Annotated in this window: 18 protein-coding genes; 4 read left to right on the top strand and 14 right to left on the bottom strand. The window is 42.6% G+C overall.

Annotated features, from left to right (window positions below):
- The first annotated feature begins 100 nt into the window (after window positions 1–100).
- Window positions 101–850, top strand: coding sequence for a peptidylprolyl isomerase (locus IGJ42_RS07870; RefSeq protein ID WP_061054146.1), 750 nt, complete (start codon window positions 101–103; stop codon window positions 848–850).
- 52 nt (window positions 851–902) lie between these two features.
- Here IGJ42_RS07870 and fabZ read toward each other — a convergent pair whose 3' ends face one another.
- Window positions 903–1,343, bottom strand: a complete 441-nt coding sequence (gene fabZ, locus IGJ42_RS07865) for a 3-hydroxyacyl-ACP dehydratase FabZ (RefSeq protein WP_429947581.1) — start codon at window positions 1,341–1,343, stop codon at window positions 903–905.
- A 206-nt stretch (window positions 1,344–1,549) separates the two neighbouring features.
- Between fabZ and fabI the strand changes: the two genes are divergently transcribed.
- Together fabI and IGJ42_RS07855 are read left to right on the top strand one after the other, a co-directional pair.
- Complete coding sequence (gene fabI / locus IGJ42_RS07860) at window positions 1,550–2,305, top strand: enoyl-ACP reductase FabI (RefSeq protein ID WP_005236100.1); 756 nt, start codon at window positions 1,550–1,552, stop codon at window positions 2,303–2,305.
- A gap of 147 nt (window positions 2,306–2,452) precedes the next feature.
- Window positions 2,453–3,370: a mechanosensitive ion channel family protein gene (locus IGJ42_RS07855; RefSeq protein WP_005236101.1), complete on the top strand. Its 918-nt coding sequence runs from the start codon at window positions 2,453–2,455 to the stop codon at window positions 3,368–3,370.
- Between the two features lie 34 nt (window positions 3,371–3,404).
- Here IGJ42_RS07855 and cbpB read toward each other — a convergent pair whose 3' ends face one another.
- The 8 genes from cbpB to IGJ42_RS07815 all read right to left on the bottom strand — a co-directional run bounded on the left by cbpB (window position 3,405) and on the right by IGJ42_RS07815 (window position 9,824).
- Window positions 3,405–3,908, bottom strand: a complete 504-nt coding sequence (cbpB, locus tag IGJ42_RS07850; protein WP_301389409.1) for a cyclic-di-AMP-binding protein CbpB — start codon at window positions 3,906–3,908, stop codon at window positions 3,405–3,407.
- Between the two features lie 109 nt (window positions 3,909–4,017).
- On the bottom strand, window positions 4,018–4,530 hold the full coding sequence (locus IGJ42_RS07845; RefSeq protein WP_005236103.1) for a metallophosphoesterase: 513 nt from the start codon (window positions 4,528–4,530) through the stop codon (window positions 4,018–4,020).
- A complete protein-coding gene (gene rph, locus IGJ42_RS07840) occupies window positions 4,527–5,879 on the bottom strand; it encodes a ribonuclease PH (protein WP_430616087.1) in 1,353 nt (450 codons plus the stop codon). Before rph ends, IGJ42_RS07845 begins: the two co-directional genes overlap by 4 nt.
- Window positions 5,880–6,695, bottom strand: a complete 816-nt coding sequence (gene racE / locus IGJ42_RS07835; RefSeq protein ID WP_008381904.1) for a glutamate racemase — start codon at window positions 6,693–6,695, stop codon at window positions 5,880–5,882. It abuts the gene before it with no gap.
- A 230-nt stretch (window positions 6,696–6,925) separates the two neighbouring features.
- The gene (locus IGJ42_RS07830) at window positions 6,926–7,582 is read right to left on the bottom strand and encodes an amino acid ABC transporter permease (protein WP_005236107.1); all 657 of its coding nucleotides are present in this window, start codon (window positions 7,580–7,582) and stop codon (window positions 6,926–6,928) included.
- A gap of 17 nt (window positions 7,583–7,599) precedes the next feature.
- Window positions 7,600–8,247: an amino acid ABC transporter permease gene (locus IGJ42_RS07825; protein WP_005226186.1), complete on the bottom strand. Its 648-nt coding sequence runs from the start codon at window positions 8,245–8,247 to the stop codon at window positions 7,600–7,602.
- A gap of 11 nt (window positions 8,248–8,258) precedes the next feature.
- The gene (locus IGJ42_RS07820; RefSeq protein WP_008381907.1) at window positions 8,259–9,068 is read right to left on the bottom strand and encodes a transporter substrate-binding domain-containing protein; all 810 of its coding nucleotides are present in this window, start codon (window positions 9,066–9,068) and stop codon (window positions 8,259–8,261) included.
- Window positions 9,069–9,086: 18 nt separating this feature from the next.
- Entirely contained in the window at window positions 9,087–9,824 is a 738-nt protein-coding gene (locus IGJ42_RS07815; protein WP_008381909.1) for an amino acid ABC transporter ATP-binding protein, read from the bottom strand.
- A 267-nt stretch (window positions 9,825–10,091) separates the two neighbouring features.
- Here IGJ42_RS07815 and trpS point away from each other — a divergent pair, with 267 nt between their 5' ends.
- Window positions 10,092–11,099, top strand: a complete 1,008-nt coding sequence (gene trpS / locus IGJ42_RS07810) for a tryptophan--tRNA ligase (RefSeq protein ID WP_005236112.1) — start codon at window positions 10,092–10,094, stop codon at window positions 11,097–11,099.
- A 401-nt stretch (window positions 11,100–11,500) separates the two neighbouring features.
- Here the strand turns inward: trpS and pheT are convergent, their stop codons facing one another.
- From pheT to IGJ42_RS07785, 5 genes are all read right to left on the bottom strand, one after another.
- Entirely contained in the window at window positions 11,501–13,921 is a 2,421-nt protein-coding gene (gene pheT / locus IGJ42_RS07805) for a phenylalanine--tRNA ligase subunit beta (protein WP_086317394.1), read from the bottom strand.
- The gene (gene pheS / locus IGJ42_RS07800; RefSeq protein WP_008381915.1) at window positions 13,922–14,968 is read right to left on the bottom strand and encodes a phenylalanine--tRNA ligase subunit alpha; all 1,047 of its coding nucleotides are present in this window, start codon (window positions 14,966–14,968) and stop codon (window positions 13,922–13,924) included.
- 358 nt (window positions 14,969–15,326) lie between these two features.
- A complete protein-coding gene (locus tag IGJ42_RS07795) occupies window positions 15,327–15,647 on the bottom strand; it encodes a winged helix-turn-helix transcriptional regulator (RefSeq protein WP_005226192.1) in 321 nt (106 codons plus the stop codon).
- 67 nt (window positions 15,648–15,714) lie between these two features.
- Window positions 15,715–19,392 (bottom strand): helicase-exonuclease AddAB subunit AddA, encoded by a 3,678-nt coding sequence (addA, locus tag IGJ42_RS07790; protein ID WP_430616085.1) that lies wholly within the window; start codon window positions 19,390–19,392, stop codon window positions 15,715–15,717.
- Window positions 19,385–23,002, bottom strand: coding sequence for a PD-(D/E)XK nuclease family protein (locus tag IGJ42_RS07785; protein ID WP_086332355.1), 3,618 nt, complete (start codon window positions 23,000–23,002; stop codon window positions 19,385–19,387). The genes addA and IGJ42_RS07785 overlap by 8 nt, the downstream gene beginning before the upstream one ends.
- Between the last annotated feature and the right edge of the window lie 103 nt (window positions 23,003–23,105).

Here is a 23,105-nt window from a genome sequence, read left to right as displayed (position 1 = left end):
CCTTTCCACCTGTTTCTTTCTCATTCCACAAAATCTGCGCTTTCTTCTATGTCTCTTTTTTGTTATGATTATCATTAAGAAAACTGGAAGGAATGAAAGAATGAAAAAAATCCTATTCACACTGACAGCAGCTGCTAGCCTTTTATTATTAGCTGCTTGTACAGGTTCAAGTACCACCGATCCCTCATCAAGCAATTCGGCAGAAAGCACGTCAAACTCAGAATCCGTTGACTTGAATGCCCTGGAATTGCCGCAATTATCAACGGATGTGCAAGAGAATGAAGCCTTAGTTGAAATGGTGACGGAAGAAGGCTCGATCAAAATCAAACTTTTCCCAGAGATCGCGCCCAAAGCAGTCGAAAACTTTTTGACCCATGCCAAAGATGGTTATTATGACGGCTTGACTTTCCATCGTGTCGTAGAAGAGTTTATGATCCAAGGGGGCGACCCTAATGGTGATGGGACTGGCGGAGAAAGCATTTGGGGTGAAGGATTCGGCGAAGAATACTCGAACCAGCTTTATCACTTGCGAGGCGCATTGGCAATGGCAAAATCAAGTGCGCCAAACAGCCAAGGCAGTCAATTCTACATCGTTCAAAATGATCAAGATGTATCCGACGGTCTAGCGATCCAACACTATCCTGAAAAAATCATCGAAGCCTACAAAAATGGTGGAACACCACGATTGGACGGTAGCTATACCGTATTTGGTCAAGTGATCGAAGGCATGGATGTCGTAGATAAAATTGCGCAAGCAGAAACCCAAGACTCTGGCAATGGTGAGAATTCTCAACCGGTTGAGCCAGTGAAGATCGAAACGATCAAGGTCTTACAAGAAGCCAAAGAATAAATAAAAAAAACCGCTGAAGTCTCCGATACTCGGGAATTTCAGCGGTTTTCTTTTACATTTGGTCGCCTACGATAAAGGTAAATTCGCACTCAGCAGCTTTTTTGCCATCCACTGTCGCTACCGCATCAGCAGTTCCAACGGAGCCTTTGATTTTGGTGATCTCAAAAACAAGTTTCATAGTATCTCCCGGAACAACTTTTTGACGGAATTTGGCTTTGTTTATGCCGCCGATATACGCCGTTCTACCTTGGAATTCCTCGGATTTCAAGATCAGGATCGATCCTGCTTGTGCCAATGTTTCTAAAATCAAGGCACCCGGCATTACTGGATTTCCCGGAAAATGACCTTGGAAAAAGTCTTCGTTGATGGTAACATTTTTCGTTGCGATAATCTTTTTGCCAGACTCGATTTCATCGACATAATCAATATATATAATTGGGTAGCGATTTGGAATCAAATCCATGACTTCTGTTTCAGTCAATAGTTTTTTCATGGTTTCCCTTCCTTGCTTAAGAATTTATTATAGTTTGATTATCAAAGTATCATAGTTCAACGGAATTCGCAACTAAATATTTATTAAGAAAAAAATAGTTTGACAATCAAACAATTATGCTTAATAATTAGAAATCAAGATAGTTTGATTTACTATTTGTCATTATACGTATTTTATTATTGTTGAATTAATTAAGGAGTGGAATTATGAGTTTTTTAACCGGTAAAAAAGTTGTCGTCATGGGCGTTGCCAACAAACGCAGTATCGCTTGGGGCTGTGCACAAGCATTAAAAGCACAAGGAGCCGAAGTGATCTACACGTATCAAAACGACCGCATGAAGAAGCCTTTAGAGCGCTTATTGGAATCTGATGAATTTGTAGTGGAGTGTGACGTCGCTAATGACGAAAGCATTGCTGCCGCCTTTGATACAATCAAAGAATATGCTGGAGAGATCCATGGTGTCGTCCATGCCGTCGCTTATGCTAATAAAGAAGATCTTTCTGGCGACATTTTGAATATTTCTCGTGACGGTTATGCTTTGGCGCAAGACATCAGCAGTTATTCATTGATTGCCGTCACTAAATATGCCAAACCAATCTTAGCTGAAAATGCTGGAATCGTTACCCTTTCCTACTTAGGTGCCGAACGGGCAGTACCAAACTACAACATGATGGGTATTGCGAAAGCTGCTTTGGAATCAAGTGTTCGCTATTTAGCTGCCGAACTTTCACCGCAAAAGATCCGTGTCAATGCGATTTCAGCTGGCGCCATCAAGACGCTGGCAGTAACTGGTGTAAAAGACTATCAAAAACTGATCCAATTGTCAGAGGATCGAACACCAGATCATATTGGTGTAACGATCGAAGAAGTCGGCAATGCTTGTGCCTTCTTGATCAGTCCTTTATCAAGCGGGATTATCGGCGAAGTGATTTTTGTTGATAAAGGCGTTCATTTATCTTAATCAATGATAGTCATAGAAAAGTCTGCTATTTGCCTACCCGTTGGCTGAGCAGGCTTTTTCTGAAAAAAACAGGTATTTCAGAAAACCTCCTTTGCATTTCTATTTTATCTTCGTTAAAATAGATGCAGTAAGACTTGGAGGGATTTTATGAAACAACTGCTACTCGCAGCTAGCACGACCGATTCAAGTGGTTCCAGCATTACTGAACCAGCAGCTGCTCAGCTCAATGCATTGCAAAAATGGTGGGCGTCCATCGACTGGGAATCGATCATTGGCCTACTGATTCAAAAAGCATTGATGTTGCTTTTTTTATGTATCCTATTCGGTATTTTATTGAAAATAAGCAATATGATCATCGATCGGATCTATCGTTCCTATGAAAAAAAAGCCAGTTTCAATGTGAGTCGAATCAACACGATCCATACCCTGATCCGCAATACGGTTCATTACACATTAGGCTTCTTTTTTGTCTATGCACTCCTTTCAACCATCGGCGTACCTGTAGGCTCTCTATTAGCAGGTGCCGGAGTCGTCGGTGTCGCACTTGGTTTAGGCGCCCAAGGTTTTATGAACGACTTGATTACTGGCTTCTTTATTATTACCGAGCAACAAATCAATGTTGGTGATTACGTCCGCTTGACCAATCTGACGCTTGAAGGTACGGTGACGGCAGTCGGTATTCGGACTGTTCAATTAAAATCCGTTGATGGAACCGTTCATTATATCCCAAATCGTAACATCACGACCATCAGTAATACATCAAGAGCCAATATGCAAGTCGTGGTCGACGTACGTATCTTACCATCTGAAGGCTTAGATGAAATACGTGCCATCATTGAAGAAGTCAATGAACAGATTGCTCAGCAGCATGAAGAAGAGATTCAAACGGCCCCTACGGTCTTCGGTTTAGTGGATCTGGGGAACAACAACTTTGCAATTCGTACGACCATGTATGTGACCAACGGTACGCAATGGAAAATCAAAGAGGAATTTTTGGCCGCATCGATCGATGCTTTAACTGCCAAAGGCTATACGATCCCCAATGCGCCGATCGTCGGTATTTAAAAAAGGTTATCCCGAAGCTGGGATAACCTTTTTTCTATACCACATGCAGTTCATCTGTCATCTTTGGGGCATCCTCTTTAGAAATCAGCAAATAGCGTCTTTCAATTTCGTGCGCCAAATGATTGACGGATTTTAAAATCTCTTTGCGGGTGATAATCCCAACAAAGACATTGTCATCATCAACGATCGGCAAGAATGCTTGATCTACTAACAAATGCAGCATACTTTCCAACTCATCGCTTTCTTTGATGCAATTCACATTGACTTCCATGACATCTGCCACAGTCAGCCCTTCAATATTTTCCATACTGAAGCCAGTGAGATCCATCATGCGTTCTACGATGTTTGAGAGGCTGATTAAGCCGACTAAATGGTCCTCACTATCTAGTACAGGGATCTTTGAATAGCCCACTTTTGATAAAACAAGCAATGCGTGACTCAAAGGGTGGTTATAAAATACCGATGCCACATTTTCTGCCGGCACCAAGAAATTTTCTTGGTTCTCGAGTAATATTTTTTCTACGGTCTGTCCTATCAATCTAATTGCCTCCATTTCACAGCTACTCTTCTATTTTACTTGAAAATGAGAATAGAAAGTTGAAACCTGCAAAATTATAATGAAATTTTTACTTTTTGATTCCGCTTACTTAGCGTGTGAAAACAAAAGCTAGCTCAGGGACTTTATGAAAGGAACGATCATAGTATTGGATTGCCCATTGTTCTGGCGTACTTTCGATAATCGCAAAGCTTTTGATTTGAATTTGCCCTCGCGGTTGGGAAATACTGCCGGGATTCAAGAAAAGCCGATTCCCAACTTTCTCACAAGCAATTTGATGCGTGTGACCAAACAGTGCGATCGAGGCATCGGCTTGTTGCGCTTGCAGCCCTAATTTCGTTACACCAAAACGGACATCTGCTAAGTGGCCATGAGTCATATAGATGGTGTCCAGCGGCGTTTTGATGATACGCTCATTGGGAAAACCACCGCCATAATCGCAATTGCCGCAAACGACTTGAAAAGTATCCCACAAAGGGTCTGTGTCAGGTAGTTCGGAGTCCCCACAGTGCAGGAATAAATCGACTTGATTTTCGAATTCATTTTTAAGATCAACAAGAATCTCACGATCTGAATGATTGTCACTGACAACTAAATATTTCATGCATTTTCTCCTTCTAACCACTCCTGCCACTGTTCCTGCAGCTTTTTGATTGCTAGACCACGGTGGCTGACTCGGTTCTTTTCTTCTTGACTCATTTGGGCTGCGCTTTGCTCTGAACCATCAGGAATAAACAATGGATCGTAACCGAACCCATTTTCTCCACGAGGGATACGGCCGATTCTTCCCGGCCATTGAGCTTCAACCACCAAACTCTCTTTTCCTGGCGCTGCGAAAACTAACGTACAGTGAAATTGAGCACTGCGCTTGTCATCTTCGACATCCGTCAATTCGTAAAGTAATTTTGCATTATTAGCAGCGTCACTTTTTTGCTCACCAGCAAATCGAGCAGAGTACACCCCTGGTCGACCCCCTAATGCATCGACTTTCAGTCCTGAGTCATCAGCTAACACCGGTCTTCCCAAAATTCTGGCGATGGTTTCCGCTTTAAGGCGGGCATTTTCTTCAAAGGTGGTGCCGGTTTCTTCAACATCCGGCAAGGAAGGATAGTCTTTTAAGGTGCGGACATCGTAACCTGCTGCGCCAAATACGGCTTTAAACTCCTTGGCTTTTCCTGGATTGCCTGTAGCAATGACAATCGTTTTTTCGGGAATCTCATAAGGGGGTTCATCTGGTAAAAACAGTGCCTCTTTTTGATAGGCAATCAATTCTTCGATAGCTGTTTTTCCGTAGAACAGCATCTCATTCAACTGCTGGCCATCAAAGGTTGCTTCTTCCCCAGTTCCTTGCAATTCGACAAATCGACCAGATTCCGTCATCACCAAATTCATGTCAACAGCAGCTGAAGAATCTTCTTGATAATCGAGATCAGTCACACAGGTACCATCTGGTAAGATTCCGACACTAATTGCTGCCAAATGCTCCTTGATTGGATCTTCCGTCAATGCTTTGTCACGCAACAAGGTATCGATAGCTAAACGCAACGCGACAAAAGCGCCGGTAATACTGGCTGTTCTGGTACCGCCATCCGCTTGGACGACATCACAATCGACGACGATACTACGTTCCCCTAATTTTTCTAAATCGACTACGGCTCGTAAGGAACGAGCGATCAGCCGTTGGATCTCCATCGTACGACCAGAAAGCTTGCCTTTGGCACTTTCTCGACGATTACGAGTGTTGGTCGCTCGTGGGAGCATACTGTATTCGGCTGTGACCCAGCCTTTTCCCGTATCTCGTAAAAACGGAGGGACCCGATCTTCAATCGTTGCCGAACAAATCACGGTTGTGTCACCAAAAGAGATCACAACCGATCCTTCGGGGTGTTTGTAGACGTTGGTTTGAATGTTGACTGGTCTTAACATTGTTTCTTTTCTGCCATCATGTCGCATTTAAAAGCCTCCTAAATCAGTGTGAATCGATGAGATCGTGTCTAAATCAAGCCAATCATTGGCAATCTCATCAAATATTTTCGGTGAACCAGTAGTAAAAAATGCATGTTGCGGATGCGGATCGTCCTGACTCGTTGCTGCAATGGAAAAATAGTCCAACAAGGTACTGACTTCCCCCACCGTTTCTGCCCCTGAATCAATCAGCTGGATATGGGCGCCTAATTCATTTTGGATCAAAGGGCGCAATAGAGGATAATGAGTACAGCCCAGAATCACTGTATCTAACCGCTTGTTTTTCAATGGACGCAACGTTTCTGCCACGATTTTCTTGGCGACCGAGCTATGGTATTGTTTGCTTTCTACGATCGGCACAAACTTTGGGCAAGCCAAACTGACGACTGACGCATGGGGCGCTTTGCCATGAAGAGCGCGCTTGTAAGAGTCGCTTTTGATCGTTCCATTTGTTCCGATGACACCGATTCGCTGGTTTTTGCTTGCTTTGACTGCTGCTCGACTACCGGGCAGGATCACGCCAATCACCGGGATCGCTAGTTTTTCTTTGATTTCTTCAAGGGCGACCGCTGTCGCTGTATTACAAGCGATCACCAACATTTTAATGTTTTTTTCTAATAAAAAACGGGTCATTTGCCACGTATACGCGATAACTTGCTCAGCAGGTCTCGGACCATACGGGCATCTGGCTGTATCTCCCAGATAAAGAATCGATTCGTTGGGTAATTGCTTGATTGCTTCTTTGACGACCGTCAACCCACCAACACCAGAATCGATAAAACCAATTGGTCTGTTGTTTGTCATAGTTTCCATCCTTTACATGAAAAAAAGAGTTTGGTGCGTTTTTCTCTCTTATTCATTTTGGACTTTTTTTGTCTATTTTTCAAGTATTCCTTTCGTTTGCTAAAAAAGCTTTCCCAAAAAATACGAAACGGTCAAAAAGAAAAAAGCCCCAACGATTGGCTTACACCCCACAAGTTGCACTTGCATGGGTAAAAGACCGATCGTGGGGATGTTTTTGTCGATTATTCTTTTTAGTAATCGTACTGACGTTTTTCCAAAAAGCCAGAAAGCAATGACAATGCATAACAAACCAAAAAGTATAAAACAGTCATTGCCAAAAACATAGGCAAAACATAGTTTGTATTTTGACCATAAATGATTCGAGCATGATGAGTCAGCTCTGGTAAAGAAATAATCACGGCTAATGACGTATCTTTGATCAAAGAGATCAACTGACTGACGATCGCTGGCAACATCGCTTTAAATGCCTGTGGCACGACGATACTCCGCAATACTTCGACATAGCTTAGCCCTGTTGACAAACCAGCTTCCATCTGCCCTTTTGGCACAGCATTCAAACCAGCACGAAAGATTTCAGAGAGCATCGCTGATTCAAAAATCGTCAACGCCACAACCGCTGACCAAAAAATATTAAAGCGGATACCGATCTGCGGCAATGCAAAGTAAGTGAAAAAGATGATCAAGAGCAAAGGCAAGTTACGAATAACATCGATCACGACACCTAATACTTTAGAAAAGACCGGGATCGAGCTGAAGCGCAAAATGCCGGCGATCCCTCCGATAATAAAGCTAAATAAAATCGATAGGATCGACACTTCAACTGTTACCCGCAAGCCATCGATCAAGAAGCGAATGTTAATCGCTGAAAAAGCTTCAAAAAAATCCATAGTTCGTTAGCTCCTTTCTATGAGCGGACAGCCCAACGCCGTTCCAAGTAAACCATCAAATAAGACAATGGTAGGGTAATGATCAAATAGAAAAGACCAACAATGATATACGTATCGAATGTATTGAAGGTCTCACTTGCGATCAAATCCCCTTGATACATAATATCTAATCCTGCGACCATCGCCAAAATTGATGAGTTTTTAACAAGATTGATAAATTGATTGCCTAACGGCGGTACGACGATCTTAAAAGCCTGAGGCAAAATAATGTAACGCATCGCTTGGCTGTACGTAAAACCAGAAGACAAGGAAGCTTCCATCTGGCCTTTAGGAACCGTTTGAATCCCTGACCGGATCGTCTCAGCGATAAATGCCGATGTATAGATCGTTAAGCCAATCGTTCCCGCTTGAAAACCGTCAAAAGAAACCCAATACATTGGCACAACGACATAAAAGAACATCACGATGATCAATAAGGGAATATTTCTAAAAAACTCAACATACGCTTTGGCAATCCCTTTGATGAGGCGATTGTCTGACAACTGAAAAATTGCCATTAAGGTTCCGATCAAAAGACTAAAAAACAGTGCGATCAAACTCGCCATGACTGTGTATTTAAAGCCTTCAATAAACTGACCGGTATACGTTTGAAATAATTCAACCATTCAGTTTCCTCCTACTCTACTTTTCCTGATTCGTCTTCAGGGAACCACTTGTTGTATATCTCATCATAGGTTCCATCTTCACGCATTTCCCGCAAGGCTTGATTCACTGCATCAAGAAACGGCTTTTGTCCTTTATTGATGGCAATCCCATAAGGTTCTTCTGTAAAAGTTTCGCCAACTAAATGGTAATTGGGATTTTCACTCGCCATCCCTAATAAGATCGCATTATCCGTGGTCATAGCATCCCCTTGACCAGATTGTAAAGCAGTAAAGGCTTCCGCATAATTCTCAAGTTCTAAAATTTGCGCTTCTGGTGCTGCTTCACGGATGTTCACAGCTGAGGTAGAGCCTTTAACGACCAATACAGTGGTGTCTGCGGTCAAATCTTCGATCCCTTGAATAGGACTGTCTTTGGCAACTAATAAAGATTGACCTGCATCAAAGTAGACATCGGAAAAATCGACCTGTTTTTTACGTTCTTCTGTGATAGTCATCGTGGCGATGATTGCATCGATGTTGCCGTTTTTCAAAAGAGGAATCCGGGTTTTTGAGGTAACTTCAACAAAGATGGCATTGCCATCACGACCTAAAATTTTCTCAGTGATTGCACGAGCGATATCAATATCGAATCCCCGTACTTCTCTAGTCGCGATATCCATCAATCCAAAAAGACGGGTATCGTTTTTTACGCCCCAAACGATCTGATTCGTCTCTTTGCTGTTTTCTAAAATATCGATATCTGCGGCACTTTGTCCTTTACAACCTGAGAAAGTCACAAGGGCAAAGGCTAAGACTAGAAAGGAAAATATTTTCTTTCTCATAAGGGTTCCTCCTATTGCTTAATGATTTGTGACTTTACTCAAGAATTGTTTTGCACGTTCGTCTCTTGGTGCATCAAAGAATCCATCGACATCGCGCCGGTCTTCTAAGACTTGTCCTTCCGCCATAAAGACGATTCGATCTGCTACTTCACGGGCAAAGCTCATTTCATGGGTAACAACGATCATGGACATACCTTCACTGGCAATTTTTTTCATGACATCCAATACATCACCAATCATTTCTGGATCCAATGCTGACGTTGGCTCATCAAAAAGCAGCATCTCTGGTTTCATCGCAAGCCCTCTGGCAATTGCGACCCGCTGCTGTTGTCCGCCGGATAACATGGAAGGATAGGAATCTTTTTTATCTAACATCCCTACCCGATCAAGAAGTTTTTCCGCCAAATTGATGGCTTCTTGCTCATTTTGTTTTAATACTTTAATCGGTGCCAACGTAATATTTTCTAACACGGTTTTATTTGGATACAAGTTGAAATGTTGAAACACCATGCCGATGTTTTTTCTAATTTCTGTCATTTTGACATCTTTGTCAAACAAGTTCTTACCATTGACCAATAATTGACCACCTGAAATGGTTTCTAGACCATTAATCGTACGGAGCATTGTACTTTTACCAGATCCTGAAGGCCCGATAACAACAACGACCTCACCTTTTTCAAATTCAAGGTTGATGTTTTTTAATGCATGGAACTTTCCGTAATATTTCTCTACGTTCTTAAATTCGATCATTGCCATTGATTCACACTCCTAGTTTTTTTTAAAATTAAATGAGTAATTGGAAAGATTTGATTCATATTATAGCTCAATCTTTTTTCATTTGTAAAGGTTCTTTTCCAATGTTCCCCCCTTATTTCTGAAAAGACAAGTGCTATTTTACTTTGATGTGAGGTTTTTGTCCATGAAAATTTTTCTCACCCCATCAGATCACAAGGAGAACCGGTTGTTTCTTTTGCTAAAAAAAGGTAAGATAAACCATATAACAAAGGAAAAGGTGGAAAAAAAGTGAATACGATTTTAACTGGCGACCGCCCAACTGGCAAATTGCATCTTGGCCATTATGTGGGGTCTTTAAAAAAACGGGTCGAAATGCAAGCTGACCCTGAAAATCAGCTTTATATCATGGTCGCTGACATGCAGGCACTAACAGATAATGCGAAAACACCTGAGAAGGTCTCAGCGAATATTTTAGAAGTTGCTTTGGATTATTTAGCCGTTGGATTGGATCCAGCAAAAACAACGATGTTTATTCAATCGCAAATCCCTCAGCTCTCTGAATTGACGATGTATTATCTCAATCTAGTCAGTGTTGCTCGAGTACGACGCAATCCAACCGTTAAAGCCGAAATTGAACAAAAAAAATTTGGTGAAGGCGTTCCTTCTGGTTTCTTCATCTATCCTGTCTCTCAAGCAGCGGATATCACCGCTTTTAAAGCAAATTTAGTCCCAGTCGGCGAAGATCAAAAACCAATGCTGGAACAAACGCAAGAAATCGTGCATAGTTTTAATTCTACGTATAGTGAAGTATTAGTCGAACCAAAAGCGGTTTTACCGCCAAAAGGCATGGGACGTTTAGCGGGGATCGATGGGAACGGGAAAATGAGCAAATCATTGAACAACGGCATTTACTTAGCTGATCCAGCCGATGTATTACAAAAGAAAGTGATGAGCATGTACACGGACCCAAATCACATTCATGTCAACGACCCCGGACAAGTTGAAGGCAATATGGTCTTCACTTATCTTGATGTATTTGGTACCGAAAAAGAAAAAATTGCTGAATTAAAAGAACATTACACCCGTGGTGGATTAGGCGATGTCAAAATCAAACGCTATTTGATCGATGTTCTAGAAGCCGAATTTGCACCGATTCGTGAACGCCGTGAAGCTTTTGCAAAAGATCCCGGTGAAGTGATGAACTTACTAAAACTTGGTAGTGAAAAAGCTGAACAAGTTGCCGCTCAGACGTTAGCTGAAGTCAAAAATGCAATGGGCATCAATTACTTTGCTTAAAAAAACAAGCCTTTACGGCTTGTTTTTTTGTTTACAAATCGGAATGAATTCTTTCATGCAAAACCTATGTACAAACTCTGTGTTAGATTTCACGAGAACACTTCCTCCCCAGACTGACACTTTGTGTATTTTGATTTGATGCTGTTTCTTGCGCAAAAATCGAGGAGCTGTCCTAAAAAATAACTTCATAAAACGCTGATTAGAAAATGCATTTTTTCAGCCTAGCCAGTGTTTAAAAAAGGTTGTACCAAAAAAGCTGGAATGCCTTCTATAGAGAAATCTTTTAAGCCTTTCACTCAACTCCTAACATTCTTGTGTCATCTGAGCATCTATTATAATAGTAGAAAACGTTCCCCACCCAACTTCTTTGTATGGTGGAGAACGTTTTTCTACTTATTTGATTAGCGGATTTCTGCTTGAACGTTTTCTTCTAAGTTACGAGTAATTTTCGCTATTGCTTGATTGATCTCTTCATCCGTCAGGGTAGCTTCCGGATTGCTAAAGGTCAGACTGTACCCTAGAGATTTTTTACCTGATTCAATGTTTTTCCCTTGATAAACATCGAATAAACGAATATCACTTAAGAAGCGACCTGCACTTTCACGAATGATTTCCATCACGGATTGGTTATCGATCGTTTCATCGAGCAAGAGTGCCATATCTCGGGTCACTGATGGGAACTTAGAAACTGGTTGATAGACCAATTGTTCTGTTTTAGCTGCTAACAACTGATCTAAGTTCAATTCAGCAACATAGGTTTCACTCACTTCGTAGGCTTTGGCGATCGATGGGTGGACTTGTCCCAAGAAGCCGATTTCTAGGTCATCTAGCAAGATCATTGCCGTACGCCCAGGATGCATCTCTTTGATATCTGCCGTTTTTTGATAACGAATACGGTCGGTTAATGCCAACGAATCAAAAAGATTTTCTAAAATGCCTTTCAAATGGAAGAAATCAACTTTTTGAGCTTGAGTTTGCCAGTCTTTCTCATGGATATTTCCTGTCAATGCTAGCCCTAAGTGATTGACTTCTGTTGGCAGTTCGTGTTTACTGTCGCCCGTTTGATAGAAGACGCGACCAATTTCATATAAAGCAACACGATTGTTTTTACGTGCCAAATTGTACGCAACGTCGTCTAACAAACCTGAAATCAGATTCAAGCGCAAGACGGCACGCTCTTCGGTCATTGGCCAATCCAATCGAGTCACTTGGCTCGATTTATCCGTAAATTGTTGCGCCTTCTCTTCCGTTGTCAAAGCATAGCTGATGGCTTCACTGACCCCGTTGCCTTCCAAAAGAGTCCGAACTTCTCTAGTCAGACGTTGCGCTTTGGTTAAATGACCGGCAACCGTTTCTCCTTGCGGTAAAGTCGATGGCAAACGATCATAACCGTAAATACGCGCCACTTCTTCAATGATATCTGCTTCGATCGTAATATCCCAACGACGAGGTGGGACTGAAACAATATAGCTGTCTGCTTCTTGACGATGACCAAAGCCTAATGCATCAAAGATTTCTTGCACTTCTTCATCAGTGATTTCTGTGCCTAAATAGCTATTGATCCGTGCTAAAGTAATCGCAACCTCCACAGGTTCTACTGCTACTTGGGAACCTATTACTGCCTCTTTTAAGACCGTTCCGCCAGCAAGTTCCGCAATCAGTGCTGCTGCTGCATCACAAGCTTTTGCAACCGTTGCTTGGTTGATCCCTTTTTCAAAACGAGCGGATGATTCGCTTCTTAAATTGAATTTTTTCGAAGTCAAACGAATCGCTAATGGATCGAACAAGGCCGCTTCTAAAGCGACTGTGGTCGTCGTTTCCGTGATTTCAGAATCAAGACCTCCCATGACGCCTGCGAGCGCAACTGGTGTCGTTCCGTTGGTGATAACGATGTCTTCTGGGGAAAGCTGACGAGTTTCTCCATCTAAGGTAACCAGGCTTTCATTTTCTTTGCCGCGACGTACCAGTATTTCCTTGCTGTCTAGCTTTTGATAATCAAAAGCATGCAATGGTTGACCAAATAACAGTAAGATATAATTCGTCACGTCCACGACATTATTGATTGGACGAATGCCTTCATTCATCAAGCGATTTTGCAGCCATTGTGGACTTGGGGCGATCGTTACGCCATCAATGATTCGAATTTGGTAGGCGGGTGCATCCGTTACTTCAGTGACCTTCACCTGAATTTTATCGGCAGCAGCTACTTCACTTTCGGTAAGCGCAATTTCAGGAAACTTCGGTGTTTGCCGATAGATTGCACCGACTTCATAAGCAACCCCCCGCATGCTCAACGCATCCGCACGATTCGGAGTGATCGATAATTCGATAATGTGATCATCCATATCAAGATAAGGAAAAACCGGTGATCCTGGTTCTGCTTCTGCTGGTAAATAATAAATTCCTTCTGCGTATTCTTTGGGAATCACGCTATCGGCATATCCCAACTCTTGCAACGAACAAATCATGCCGTTGGAAACTTCTCCCCGCATCTTGCCCTTTTTGATTTTTACGTTGCCCGCGATTCGAGAGCCTGGTAATGCCACGATGACTTTGATGCCGCTTTTGACATTCGGCGCACCACAAACGATCTGTGAGTCTTCATCCTCGCCAATATTTACTTGGCAAATTGATAGATGATCAGAATCTGGATGTGGTCGGCAGTCGGTCACTTCTCCGACAACGATTTTTTTTAAACCCTCTTCAGGCACGTCAATACCTTCGACTTCGATCCCCGTCACTGACATTTTATCCGCCAGCTCTTTGGGTGTGATCTCAGACAGATCAAGGTATTCATTTAACCATTTGTATGATACTAACATTTATTGTTCCCCCTTGAACTGGCGAATGAAACGCACATCATTTTGATAGAATTGGCGAATGTCGTTCACGCCGTAGCGCAGCATTGCCACTCGATCAGGACCTAAACCAAAAGCAAATCCTGAATATTGGGTTGGATCGATCCCTGACATTTCTAAGACGTTAGGATGCACCATTCCAGCACCGAGGATCTCGATCCAGCCAGTTTGTTTACAAACATTACAACCGGCACCACCGCACTTGAAGCAGCTGACATCGACTTCGACCGATGGTTCTGTGAAAGGGAAATAGCTTGGTCGCAAGCGAATTTGGCGATCTTCCCCAAACATTTTTTGCATCATGACTTCTAAGGTTCCTTTTAAGTCACCCATCGTAATATTCTTATCGATTACCAAACCTTCAATTTGATGGAATTGGTGGCTATGGGTCGCATCATCTGTGTCACGACGGAAAACTTTCCCGGGTGAGATCATCCGCAGCGGCCCTTTAGAAAAATCATGAGTCTCCATTGTTCTCGCTTGCACTGGTGACGTATGGGTTCGAATCAGCACTTCCTCTGAAATATAAAAAGTATCTTGCATGTCTCTGGCTGGATGATCCTTTGGCAGATTCATCCGTTCGAAGTTGTAATGATCTTTTTCCACTTCGTAACCTTCGACTACTTGGTAGCCCATACCAACAAAGATATCTTCGATTTCTTCCATGATTTGCGTTAGCACATGGCGTGTTCCTCGGTTCATCTTTTTACCAGGCAACGTCACGTCGATGGATTCTTCAGCAAGAGCTTTTTCCAAGTTTGCTGCTTCGATAGACGTCTTGGCTTCTTCGATCGCTTCTGTCAAGATATCACGAATCTCGTTGGCATAGCTCCCCACCTTCGGCCGTTCTTCCGCAGAAAGATCTTTCATTCCCCGCAGAACTTCTGTGATAGGGCCTTTTTTCCCAAGCACTTCCACTCGAATTTGATTCAAGTCATTCATGGTTGGACTTTCTTTGATTTTAAGCAATGTCGTTTCCTTCAATGCTTCTAATTTCTCTTGTAAAGACATGTGTTTCCTCCTTCTATGCTGTGAATAGTGTAAGAATAAAAAGACTGGATTGACTGAATAAAGTGAGTATCATTCATATAAAGACAAAAAAAGACATCATCCCTTAAAAAAGGAACGACGTCTCGTGTTACCATCCTCATTCGCGAAAAAAACCGCGCACTCACTTCGGCTAACGACAGCAAAACTGCCGACTGACTGTAATCAGCAAGCTCCAGAAGTGAAATTCATTTTTCGAATACAGGACTTGCTTTCAGTCTGTGACAAGTCTCCCTTTTTCTGATTCAGCCAAATTACTAGTTTCTATCAACGCTTTTTATCTATTCATTTAAGCTTAGTTTACCTAATTTCCGGTGAGAAATCAACTGCATTCTTCCTCACGCACCCAGGTTTCTGCCCAACGCTTCACACTCATCATACTCTTTTCAAGAGCAATACCTCTTGGCGTCAAGCAGTAAAGATTGTTTTCTTTGCAGACAATTTCTTCCCGCTCTAATTCTTTCAAGCGTTCGACTAACACCCGATCACTCACTTGAGGAATCTTGTTTGCTAACTCAACAAATCTTTGTTTGCCGTCTTCAAGAAGGACATCAATGATCAAGCCGTTCCACTTTTTGCCTAAAATAGAAAAAGCTTTTTCAAATTTAGGACAAAGGGCATAATCCGATTCTACTTTTATCATTCTCCATCACCTCTTTTACCTATTATAGCATATGACTTACGAATTGTAAGAAACTAGGATCGATCAGCTAGAATGCCACGATCATTTTAGGTTTTAACAGCACTAAATAGGTCTGTTTCACTGGTTTGCTCAATGCTTTCTCCAATGCTTGGCAGTAGAGTTTCAATTGACCATAATATCGTTCGCGCATTTTCTTTTCAATCTGAGCCTGACTGCCGAAAACATCATCTGTTTTAAAGTCATATAAAATGATTTCATCCGCCAATTCAATATAGCCGTCGATAATACCATGGATCAAAAGCGGCGCATCTGGTTCGTCAAACCCTTCAAAGATCGTATCAGCCTCTTTTAGCATCGAAAACGGCTGCTCCCGCTTCACCACATCAGAGGATCGGTTCAGCAGTTCACCTAGTTCAGTTTGATAAAACCACAAAATGCTCGATCGGTCAATTTTTTTGGCGATTTCTTCAGAAAAAAATTGCTTTTTCACGAGTTCAGCAATCAGGAGCTCCAAAGTATCTTGTGTTGGCGTCATTCCTAATGGAATCATTTGCAAAACCGTATGTGTTGCTGTCCCGATACTGCTGGCGAGAGGCTTCGTTTCCTGCAGAAATTTTGGTTTCGCCAATTCATCCTGTACGTAGCGATATTGCTGAGGATTCGTCTTCTCGGAAACCGACCGCCATTCCAACAAAGTGGTCTGTTGATCATCGGGATCGTTATAGAGTCTTTTCAATTCTGATACAGATTGATAACTAGTCGTTTGGGTCGCTTTTTGATAAGGATAGCGATATGCTAGGCGTTTCAAAAGATCATCGATATTGCTATCTGGCGCAAGCAATCGTTTAGACTCCTCGACTGGCACAAGGGTCTCTTGGACTTGTTGCGTGATCGTTTCTTGATTCCACCATGACAGACGAAAATGAGCAGGATGATCGATCGTCCGCTTGCGCTCTGACGCTTCAGAGAATACTGCTTCCATATCTGGATGGCGCATCAGGGTCCGTCCGACCCAATCCATCAAGCTCCCCCGGGCAACAAGCCGTAATGCAGGATCAAGAACCATCTCGGCTTGTGTCAGGCCAGATTGCCAAGTCTTAAAGGCATCCGCTTGATTTTTATAGGAGCCCACTAAGAAAAGCTTCTGCTCTGCTCGTGTCAATGCTACGTATAATTTTCGCATTTCTTCTGACAAGGCTTTTTTCAAACGAACTTGCTTGATGGCTTGAAACGGCAGTGTCTCAAATTTAAGGTTTTCTGCTGGATTCACATATTGGATCCCAGCTCCCAGCTGTTCTTCAAAGATATAGCGTTTTTGAAAATCTTGGTAGTTAAAGAATTTTGTTGTATCCAGTAAGAACACAACAGGGAATTCCAAGCCTTTACTTGCATGAACGGTCATCACTCGAACGGCATCTTCTACAGGAGTAGCCACAGGCTCCGCCAAATCTTTGTTTTTTTCTTGCATTTTTTCGATGAAGCGAATGAATTGGTACAAACCACGGAAACTGCTCTTTTCGTATTTTTCAGCTCTGTGTATCAATGCCACTAAATTTGCATAACGCTGCTGTCCTGCAGGAAGTCCCACAACATAATCCAAGTAAGCAGTATCTTCATAGATTTGCCATAATAAGGTTGGGATCGGTAATCTGCGTGCTTCTTCGCGCCATTGATTTAGTTTGGCTAAAAACCCATCCAACGTTTGCCACAAGGGTGACTCTTCTTGTTGAACATGATAATCCAATACTGCATCATAGTAGTCGCTGGAACGATTCGCTAAACGGATCTCAGCCAATTGATCTTCTGTTAGGCCGACGATTGGCGAACGCAAGACCGCCACAAGGGGGATATCTTGGTACGGATTGTCAATGATTTGCAGCAAAGAAACGACGGTTTGGATTTCCGTTGCCTGAAAATAGTTTTGAGCATCATTGACCGCCATCGGAATCCCAAACTGCTTAAAGACATCCAAAATGACAAGATTGTTTTTACGTGTAGGGGTCAATAAGACGATATCGTTGTAAGTGATTGGTCGATTTGTTTTGGCTTTTTTGTCATAGATCATGAATTTTGATTCAATCAACTCTCGAATCTTCAATGCAGTAATCTGCATTTCACCCTCTGTTTTGTCATCGATCAATTGTTCTTCGGATTCATGCTCTTTTTCATATAACAAGAGCTCTGTGGCAAAGGCGTCGCTTTCTGGAAAATGAGGAAAACCGGTAATCAAGGCTGCCGCCTCATCATAAGGGATTTGTCCAACCCGTTCATCCATCAGCTGTTGAAAAACTAGATTCGTAAAATCCAATACGTCGGAGCGAGAACGGAAATTTTCTGCTAAGACGATTCTCCGCCCACCATTCTCCGTTTCAAATGCCAAGTATTTTTCGATAAATAGCGTCGGATCTGCTAGTCGAAACGAATAGATCGACTGCTTTACATCCCCCACCATAAACATATTGCCGGGGTTATGATCGACTTGTCTCACCCAATATAAAATTGCCTCTTGCAGCCGATTGACGTCTTGATATTCATCGACTAAAACTTCTTCAAAGCGATCACGATAATAGGTCGACGCTTCACTTCCGCTACCGTCTCCTTGTAAAATCTGCAAGGTGAAATGTTCCAAATCATTAAAGTCTAAACGGCCTTTTGAAAGTTTCCTTTCTTGGAATGCTTTCATAAACGCTTCGGTCATAGCTGCCATTTTTTCAACGACAGGTGCGGACCGATGAAGCAGCTCCATCATTTCAGCCGGTGGGTATGGAAAGGCCGCTTTCAATTGCTCAACCAATTTTTTCGCATCATCTCGCAAAGGTTTAATTTCTTGAGAGAGTTCCTTTTGTTCTGGTTTGCGAAAAGCTGGGTAGCGAGCAAAACGCAACACTTGGATTTGCTCATAGAAGCCATCAACATCGTCTGAATCAAGCAGAGCCTTTAAGGTTTCCACCATTCCTAATTCGGTATCGATCAATAGTGCCGCTTTTTCCATCGCTTCATCAGAACGGGCATAGTCTTGCGCCGCCTGCAGCAAATGCGCCGCTGTCTTCAAGTTTTCTTGCAAAGTCGGCTTGATTTGCGATTGGTACAGGGTATTTTCAGCAAAGGTTTCTTTGCCGATATAGTGATCACTTAGATGAGCTAACCAGTTTACTGGATCCGGATTTGCTCGGGCAAAGTCATAAAGAGACAGGATCAGATCCCCGACGCCTTCATCGGAACGATCACTAGAAAAATTTTCCGTCAAACGAAAGAACGCTTCATCATTGGCTTCATATTGTTGATCTCTCAGCTGTGTCCAGATTTCTTCTTTCATCAATAAAATTTCGGTTTCATCAGTCATCATGCGGAAATTTGGATCTAAATCGATCAAATAATAAAAACGCCGAATCACAGTTAAACAAAACGCATGCAAGGTAGAAATGTTAGCTGTCGGCAATAGCTGCAGCTGACGGACGAAGTGCTGGCGCTTTTGCTCGTCACTTTCTTGATTGATGGCCTGCTGCAATGCCGCTTGAATCCGTTCTTTCATTTCTCGAGCAGCTGCTTCGGTAAAGGTCACGATCAGTAAAGAATCGATCGTCGTTCCTGCTTTTAGCTTTTCAATCACTCGCCGAACCAAAACGGTGGTTTTGCCTGAACCCGCTGAAGCGGAAACGAGGATATTATCCCCTTTATCAAAAATGGCTTGCCATTGGGTATCCGTAAAGGTTTCATTTTGCGGTTTTAAAGGGATCTTACTCATCTTCTTCCTCCCTTAAGCGATGGATAATCTCATCTTTAGATAAGTTTTCTAAACGGTGGTACTCATTTTCTTTCAACAATACATCAAAGTCACAGATGCTGCGAAACGGACAAAACTCACACGCCCTTTTTTTGTCTTTTAATTTATAAGACGGGTTTAAGGCGATTTCACCGCTCAACAGCTTCTCACCACTTTGTTGCATATTTTTCCGATTGTGTTTTCTTAATAGTTCAAGCTCTTCTTCTGTATAAAACTTGTTTTTCGCCTGTGTTGTTTTTTGATAATTGCCGTTTTTGTCTTTCCGAACAGGAAATACCGGCGAATTTTTGCTGGCTTCAACTTCCTCATCGAGTAACGGGAAAACAGCCGGTTCGTCAATAAACAACCCGTCATACTTGAAACGTTTTAAACGTTCTTCTTCACTGGCTTCTTGTCCGTCCAAAAGCGGATTATGCACATGCAGATAATATGCCCCCGCTGGTCGAACCTTTGGCGAACCAACCAGTTGGACAGCATCCGTCAATGCGACGTCGAGATACGTGATCAACTGCATCGCAAGTCCGTAGTAGGCTTCAGAAAGGTCAAAATCTCGGCTGCTAGATTTATAGTCAACAACGGAAAGCCATTGTTCTTCTTCCGTTTTCGCCGTATCGACACGATCAATCTTCCCCCGCACATGTAGTTTCCCGCCAGAACTTAATGGTAATTCGATCCCGTTAATCCCATTTGAGCCAGCGATCTGGCCGAACAGCACCTCCGTCTTTTCAGGACTAAAATGCATTTTTTGTCCTTGTTTCGCTAATGCCCACGCTACTCGCTGAATCGTCTTGCCTAATTGATACCGAATAAAATTCATCCGAGCAGAACTCGTCAGTAAGCGATAACGGCTTTCGCCAAAAATTTCCTGCAAAACGACTTCCACAAATTGCACGCGTTGGTCAGCAGTTAACTGGGTCAAGGAAATATTTTCAGCAATTAGGACTTTGACAAAGCGGTCCAACGCATCATGGAAAAACTCACCGGTCATTGCTGGATTTAAGCCATAAACTTCCCGTTCTTTTAACCGTAATCCGTAGCTGACGAAATACTTGTATTCACACTGATAGAACGTCTCCATCTGAGAAATGGAGCTGTAGATCGACGGGCCATATAGCGCCGCAGCTTGTGCTTGAGACAAAGGAATCGGAATATTTTGATGGGTTTGGCTTTCAAATACTTGGGCAGCTAAATCTGTCCATTCCGAACGTAACAGCGCTTGTTTCAGTTGCTCCCACACTCGAGGCAAATTCTCTTTGTTTTTTTGCGCTTGCTGACTGAGATTATTGATTTGGTAGATCAGGCCACGATAACTGCCAACATAGTCTCTCGGGTCACTGACTAGCGTCAAGATCCCCCGCTCTTGCAGTGGTACATCCAAATGCTTGACCACGCGGTCTAAATAAGGCGACATCTTGATGTTTTGCTGTGTATCAAAATTAACGGCATAGGACAGTGATAAGTGCTCTGTCGCTGAAAGCAAGACAGAATAAAAGGCAAATGGTTCTTTGACACTGCCTTCCACCACTGTATCTCTAAGGTATTTTTCACCATTAAATAACTGATTGAAATGCTGACGTTCTTCATTCGTCAACAATGTTTTATTTTCCATTTTTCTTGGCAAAGCCGTTTCATTCAATCCCGGTGCAAATGTGATCTTCGCTTGTTTCGGACGTGCCAAATCAAGGCGGTTGATGTTGACTTGGTCGATCGCTGTTGGGATCTTTCCGAATGTGACATTTTCTAAGCCAGTCAATAAGACATCTTCAAAGAGCGCAAAATCAAAGGGCTCATCTCCATAGATCGTGGCATACTCATCCAGCAGATCCATTAAAGCTTGCCATGCTTGTTCATGATTGCGGGCTTGATCTAATTTTCCTTGTTGGATTGCCTGGTCTCGCCAATGCCTCAGCTGTTGCTCGACACCCGCATTCAGTAAAAAGCGATACAGCAGTTCTACGGCATCTCGATTTGTTCTAGCTGCTGTCAGCCAATCGAGTGTATCCACGACATCTTGCTTGAAAGCCCTGCGAAGCTGATTGGTGTACGCCGTCAAATCCACTTTGTCCACTGCTTCTTCTTCCGATTGTAAATACTCGATCAGTTCCCAATCTTCGTTTCTCGTCCAACTCGCTCCTTGGAAATCATGAGCCAGCGCTTTGTTCTCGGTAATATCCACCAACTTACGAAACTGGTCACGCCCAACAAGCCAATCTGCTTCGGAGCGATAGGCTGCCGGTAAGTAAAGTTCCGTTCTAAGCAACCGTAAAATATCATTTAAGCGAAAGCCATAGGATTGACAAGCAAAAAAAGCATTCAAAAACTCAACCAATGGATGTTGCGCCATCATCTGCTCTTCATCGATATAAAAAGGAATCTCAAACTCAGTAAAAATTTTAGGAATATACTGATGATAGACTTCTGGTTCGGCGATCAGTAATTGGATATCACGATACCGTAATGTTGGGTACCGTTTCTTATCACTCATCCTCCCGCGGATCGACGCTGCGATTTGACGAATCTCTTCTTCGGGATTCCCAACTTTCCAGACAGCCAAGAAGTCTTTGACGGACGTCTGCTGATGATAATTGGCTTGTGATTGGGTCTGCCGCCAAAAAGTTTCTACTTCCTTGTATGCCTGCGGGATCGATCCCTCGTCTTCTTTGTCCACTTCTTGGTTGACGGAAAGTTTCTGATCTAAGTAAATGTTCACTTGATTGTCACGAGCAGAACTGATCAACTGATAATAGGTCCGTCCTGCTTCGTAAAATAAATTCAATGGCGTGGGCATCTCTTGTGGGTACCCGCGATCCAAAATAAGATCAATCACTACATGACTTCTCTTCATCAGTACTTGAATCAACTGTTGCTCTTGTGTTGAAAAAGCGGAGAAACCGCTGATAATAAATAAGGCGTGGGAAAGATCTGGCGCTTTGTTCAAAGAAACAGTGGTTGGCATTGCATGATCCACCGAGGAATCGCCCAGCAAGGAACCTTCCAGAAAGCGTGTCAGTAAGGTGATCGGTTGTTCGACTTGCAAGGCACGCTCTAGAAGTTCTAGTTCAAATCGTTGAAAAATTATCGCTAATTCACTGTATTTTTTTTCTTCGTCTTGGGTTGCGCTTGGTGCAGCACCACCTGCTAATAAATCTTCGATCCCCAATCGACTTGTATGCATTTCTTGATAGAAAGCCAACAATTGTTGGATAAAACCCGCTTTGTTGATCTCACCACGGTATAAGACGAGTTCTTCTTCTAGTTCCAAAAGCAGCTTACGCATGATCATGGAGGCACCATTTTCAGTGATGGCATTTTGAGAAAGCAAGCCGGTTTGCTGCAGATAAAACCAAGCCAAACGGTGAAAACTATACACTTGCGCGCGAATAGAAGCAAAATCTTCTACGCGATCCTCTTTCAGTAATTGAAGGATCTCGCGCTCTCGTTCAAATTTGTTGTAGTTAGGTACCAGGAAAAATACTTCTTGATGGTCTTTTTCTAACCAGCTTTTTGCATTTTCTATCACTGCTTGATCATGACGACAACGGCCATCGCCAAGAATAAATCGTAAACTCATGAAAGGACTCCTTCTCTCCATCGTCTTTTAAAAAAATCCACTAAAAAATCAGCGACACGCTTTTTCGAATGCGTCTTTATTTTTAAGAGACTCTCCTTAAAAA

Origin of the sequence: Enterococcus sp. DIV1067f (assembly GCF_050543505.1) — a bacterium.
GTDB lineage: Bacteria > Bacillota > Bacilli > Lactobacillales > Enterococcaceae > Enterococcus_D > Enterococcus_D entomosocium.
Note: the sequence above shows the minus strand (reverse complement) of the source record. Positions and strands in the feature narration are given on the sequence as shown.

What these genes read in the sequence shown, in the direction of transcription:
- IGJ42_RS07870 (WP_061054146.1), top strand. Translation starts at nt 101, where the DNA reads ATGAAAAAAATCCTATTCACACTGACAGCAGCTGCTAGCCTTTTATTA.
- fabZ (WP_429947581.1), bottom strand. Translation starts at nt 1,343, where the DNA reads ATGAAAAAACTATTGACTGAAACAGAAGTCATGGATTTGATTCCAAAT.
- fabI (WP_005236100.1), top strand. Translation starts at nt 1,550, where the DNA reads ATGAGTTTTTTAACCGGTAAAAAAGTTGTCGTCATGGGCGTTGCCAAC.
- IGJ42_RS07855 (WP_005236101.1), top strand. Translation starts at nt 2,453, where the DNA reads ATGAAACAACTGCTACTCGCAGCTAGCACGACCGATTCAAGTGGTTCC.
- IGJ42_RS07845 (WP_005236103.1), bottom strand. Translation starts at nt 4,530, where the DNA reads ATGAAATATTTAGTTGTCAGTGACAATCATTCAGATCGTGAGATTCTT.
- rph (WP_430616087.1), bottom strand. Translation starts at nt 5,879, where the DNA reads ATGCGACATGATGGCAGAAAAGAAACAATGTTAAGACCAGTCAACATT.
- racE (WP_008381904.1), bottom strand. Translation starts at nt 6,695, where the DNA reads ATGACAAACAACAGACCAATTGGTTTTATCGATTCTGGTGTTGGTGGG.
- IGJ42_RS07830 (WP_005236107.1), bottom strand. Translation starts at nt 7,582, where the DNA reads ATGGATTTTTTTGAAGCTTTTTCAGCGATTAACATTCGCTTCTTGATC.
- IGJ42_RS07825 (WP_005226186.1), bottom strand. Translation starts at nt 8,247, where the DNA reads ATGGTTGAATTATTTCAAACGTATACCGGTCAGTTTATTGAAGGCTTT.
- IGJ42_RS07820 (WP_008381907.1), bottom strand. Translation starts at nt 9,068, where the DNA reads ATGAGAAAGAAAATATTTTCCTTTCTAGTCTTAGCCTTTGCCCTTGTG.
- IGJ42_RS07815 (WP_008381909.1), bottom strand. Translation starts at nt 9,824, where the DNA reads ATGGCAATGATCGAATTTAAGAACGTAGAGAAATATTACGGAAAGTTC.
- pheT (WP_086317394.1), bottom strand. Translation starts at nt 13,921, where the DNA reads ATGTTAGTATCATACAAATGGTTAAATGAATACCTTGATCTGTCTGAG.
- pheS (WP_008381915.1), bottom strand. Translation starts at nt 14,968, where the DNA reads ATGTCTTTACAAGAGAAATTAGAAGCATTGAAGGAAACGACATTGCTT.
- IGJ42_RS07795 (WP_005226192.1), bottom strand. Translation starts at nt 15,647, where the DNA reads ATGATAAAAGTAGAATCGGATTATGCCCTTTGTCCTAAATTTGAAAAA.
- addA (WP_430616085.1), bottom strand. Translation starts at nt 19,392, where the DNA reads ATGAGTAAGATCCCTTTAAAACCGCAAAATGAAACCTTTACGGATACC.
- IGJ42_RS07785 (WP_086332355.1), bottom strand. Translation starts at nt 23,002, where the DNA reads ATGAGTTTACGATTTATTCTTGGCGATGGCCGTTGTCGTCATGATCAA.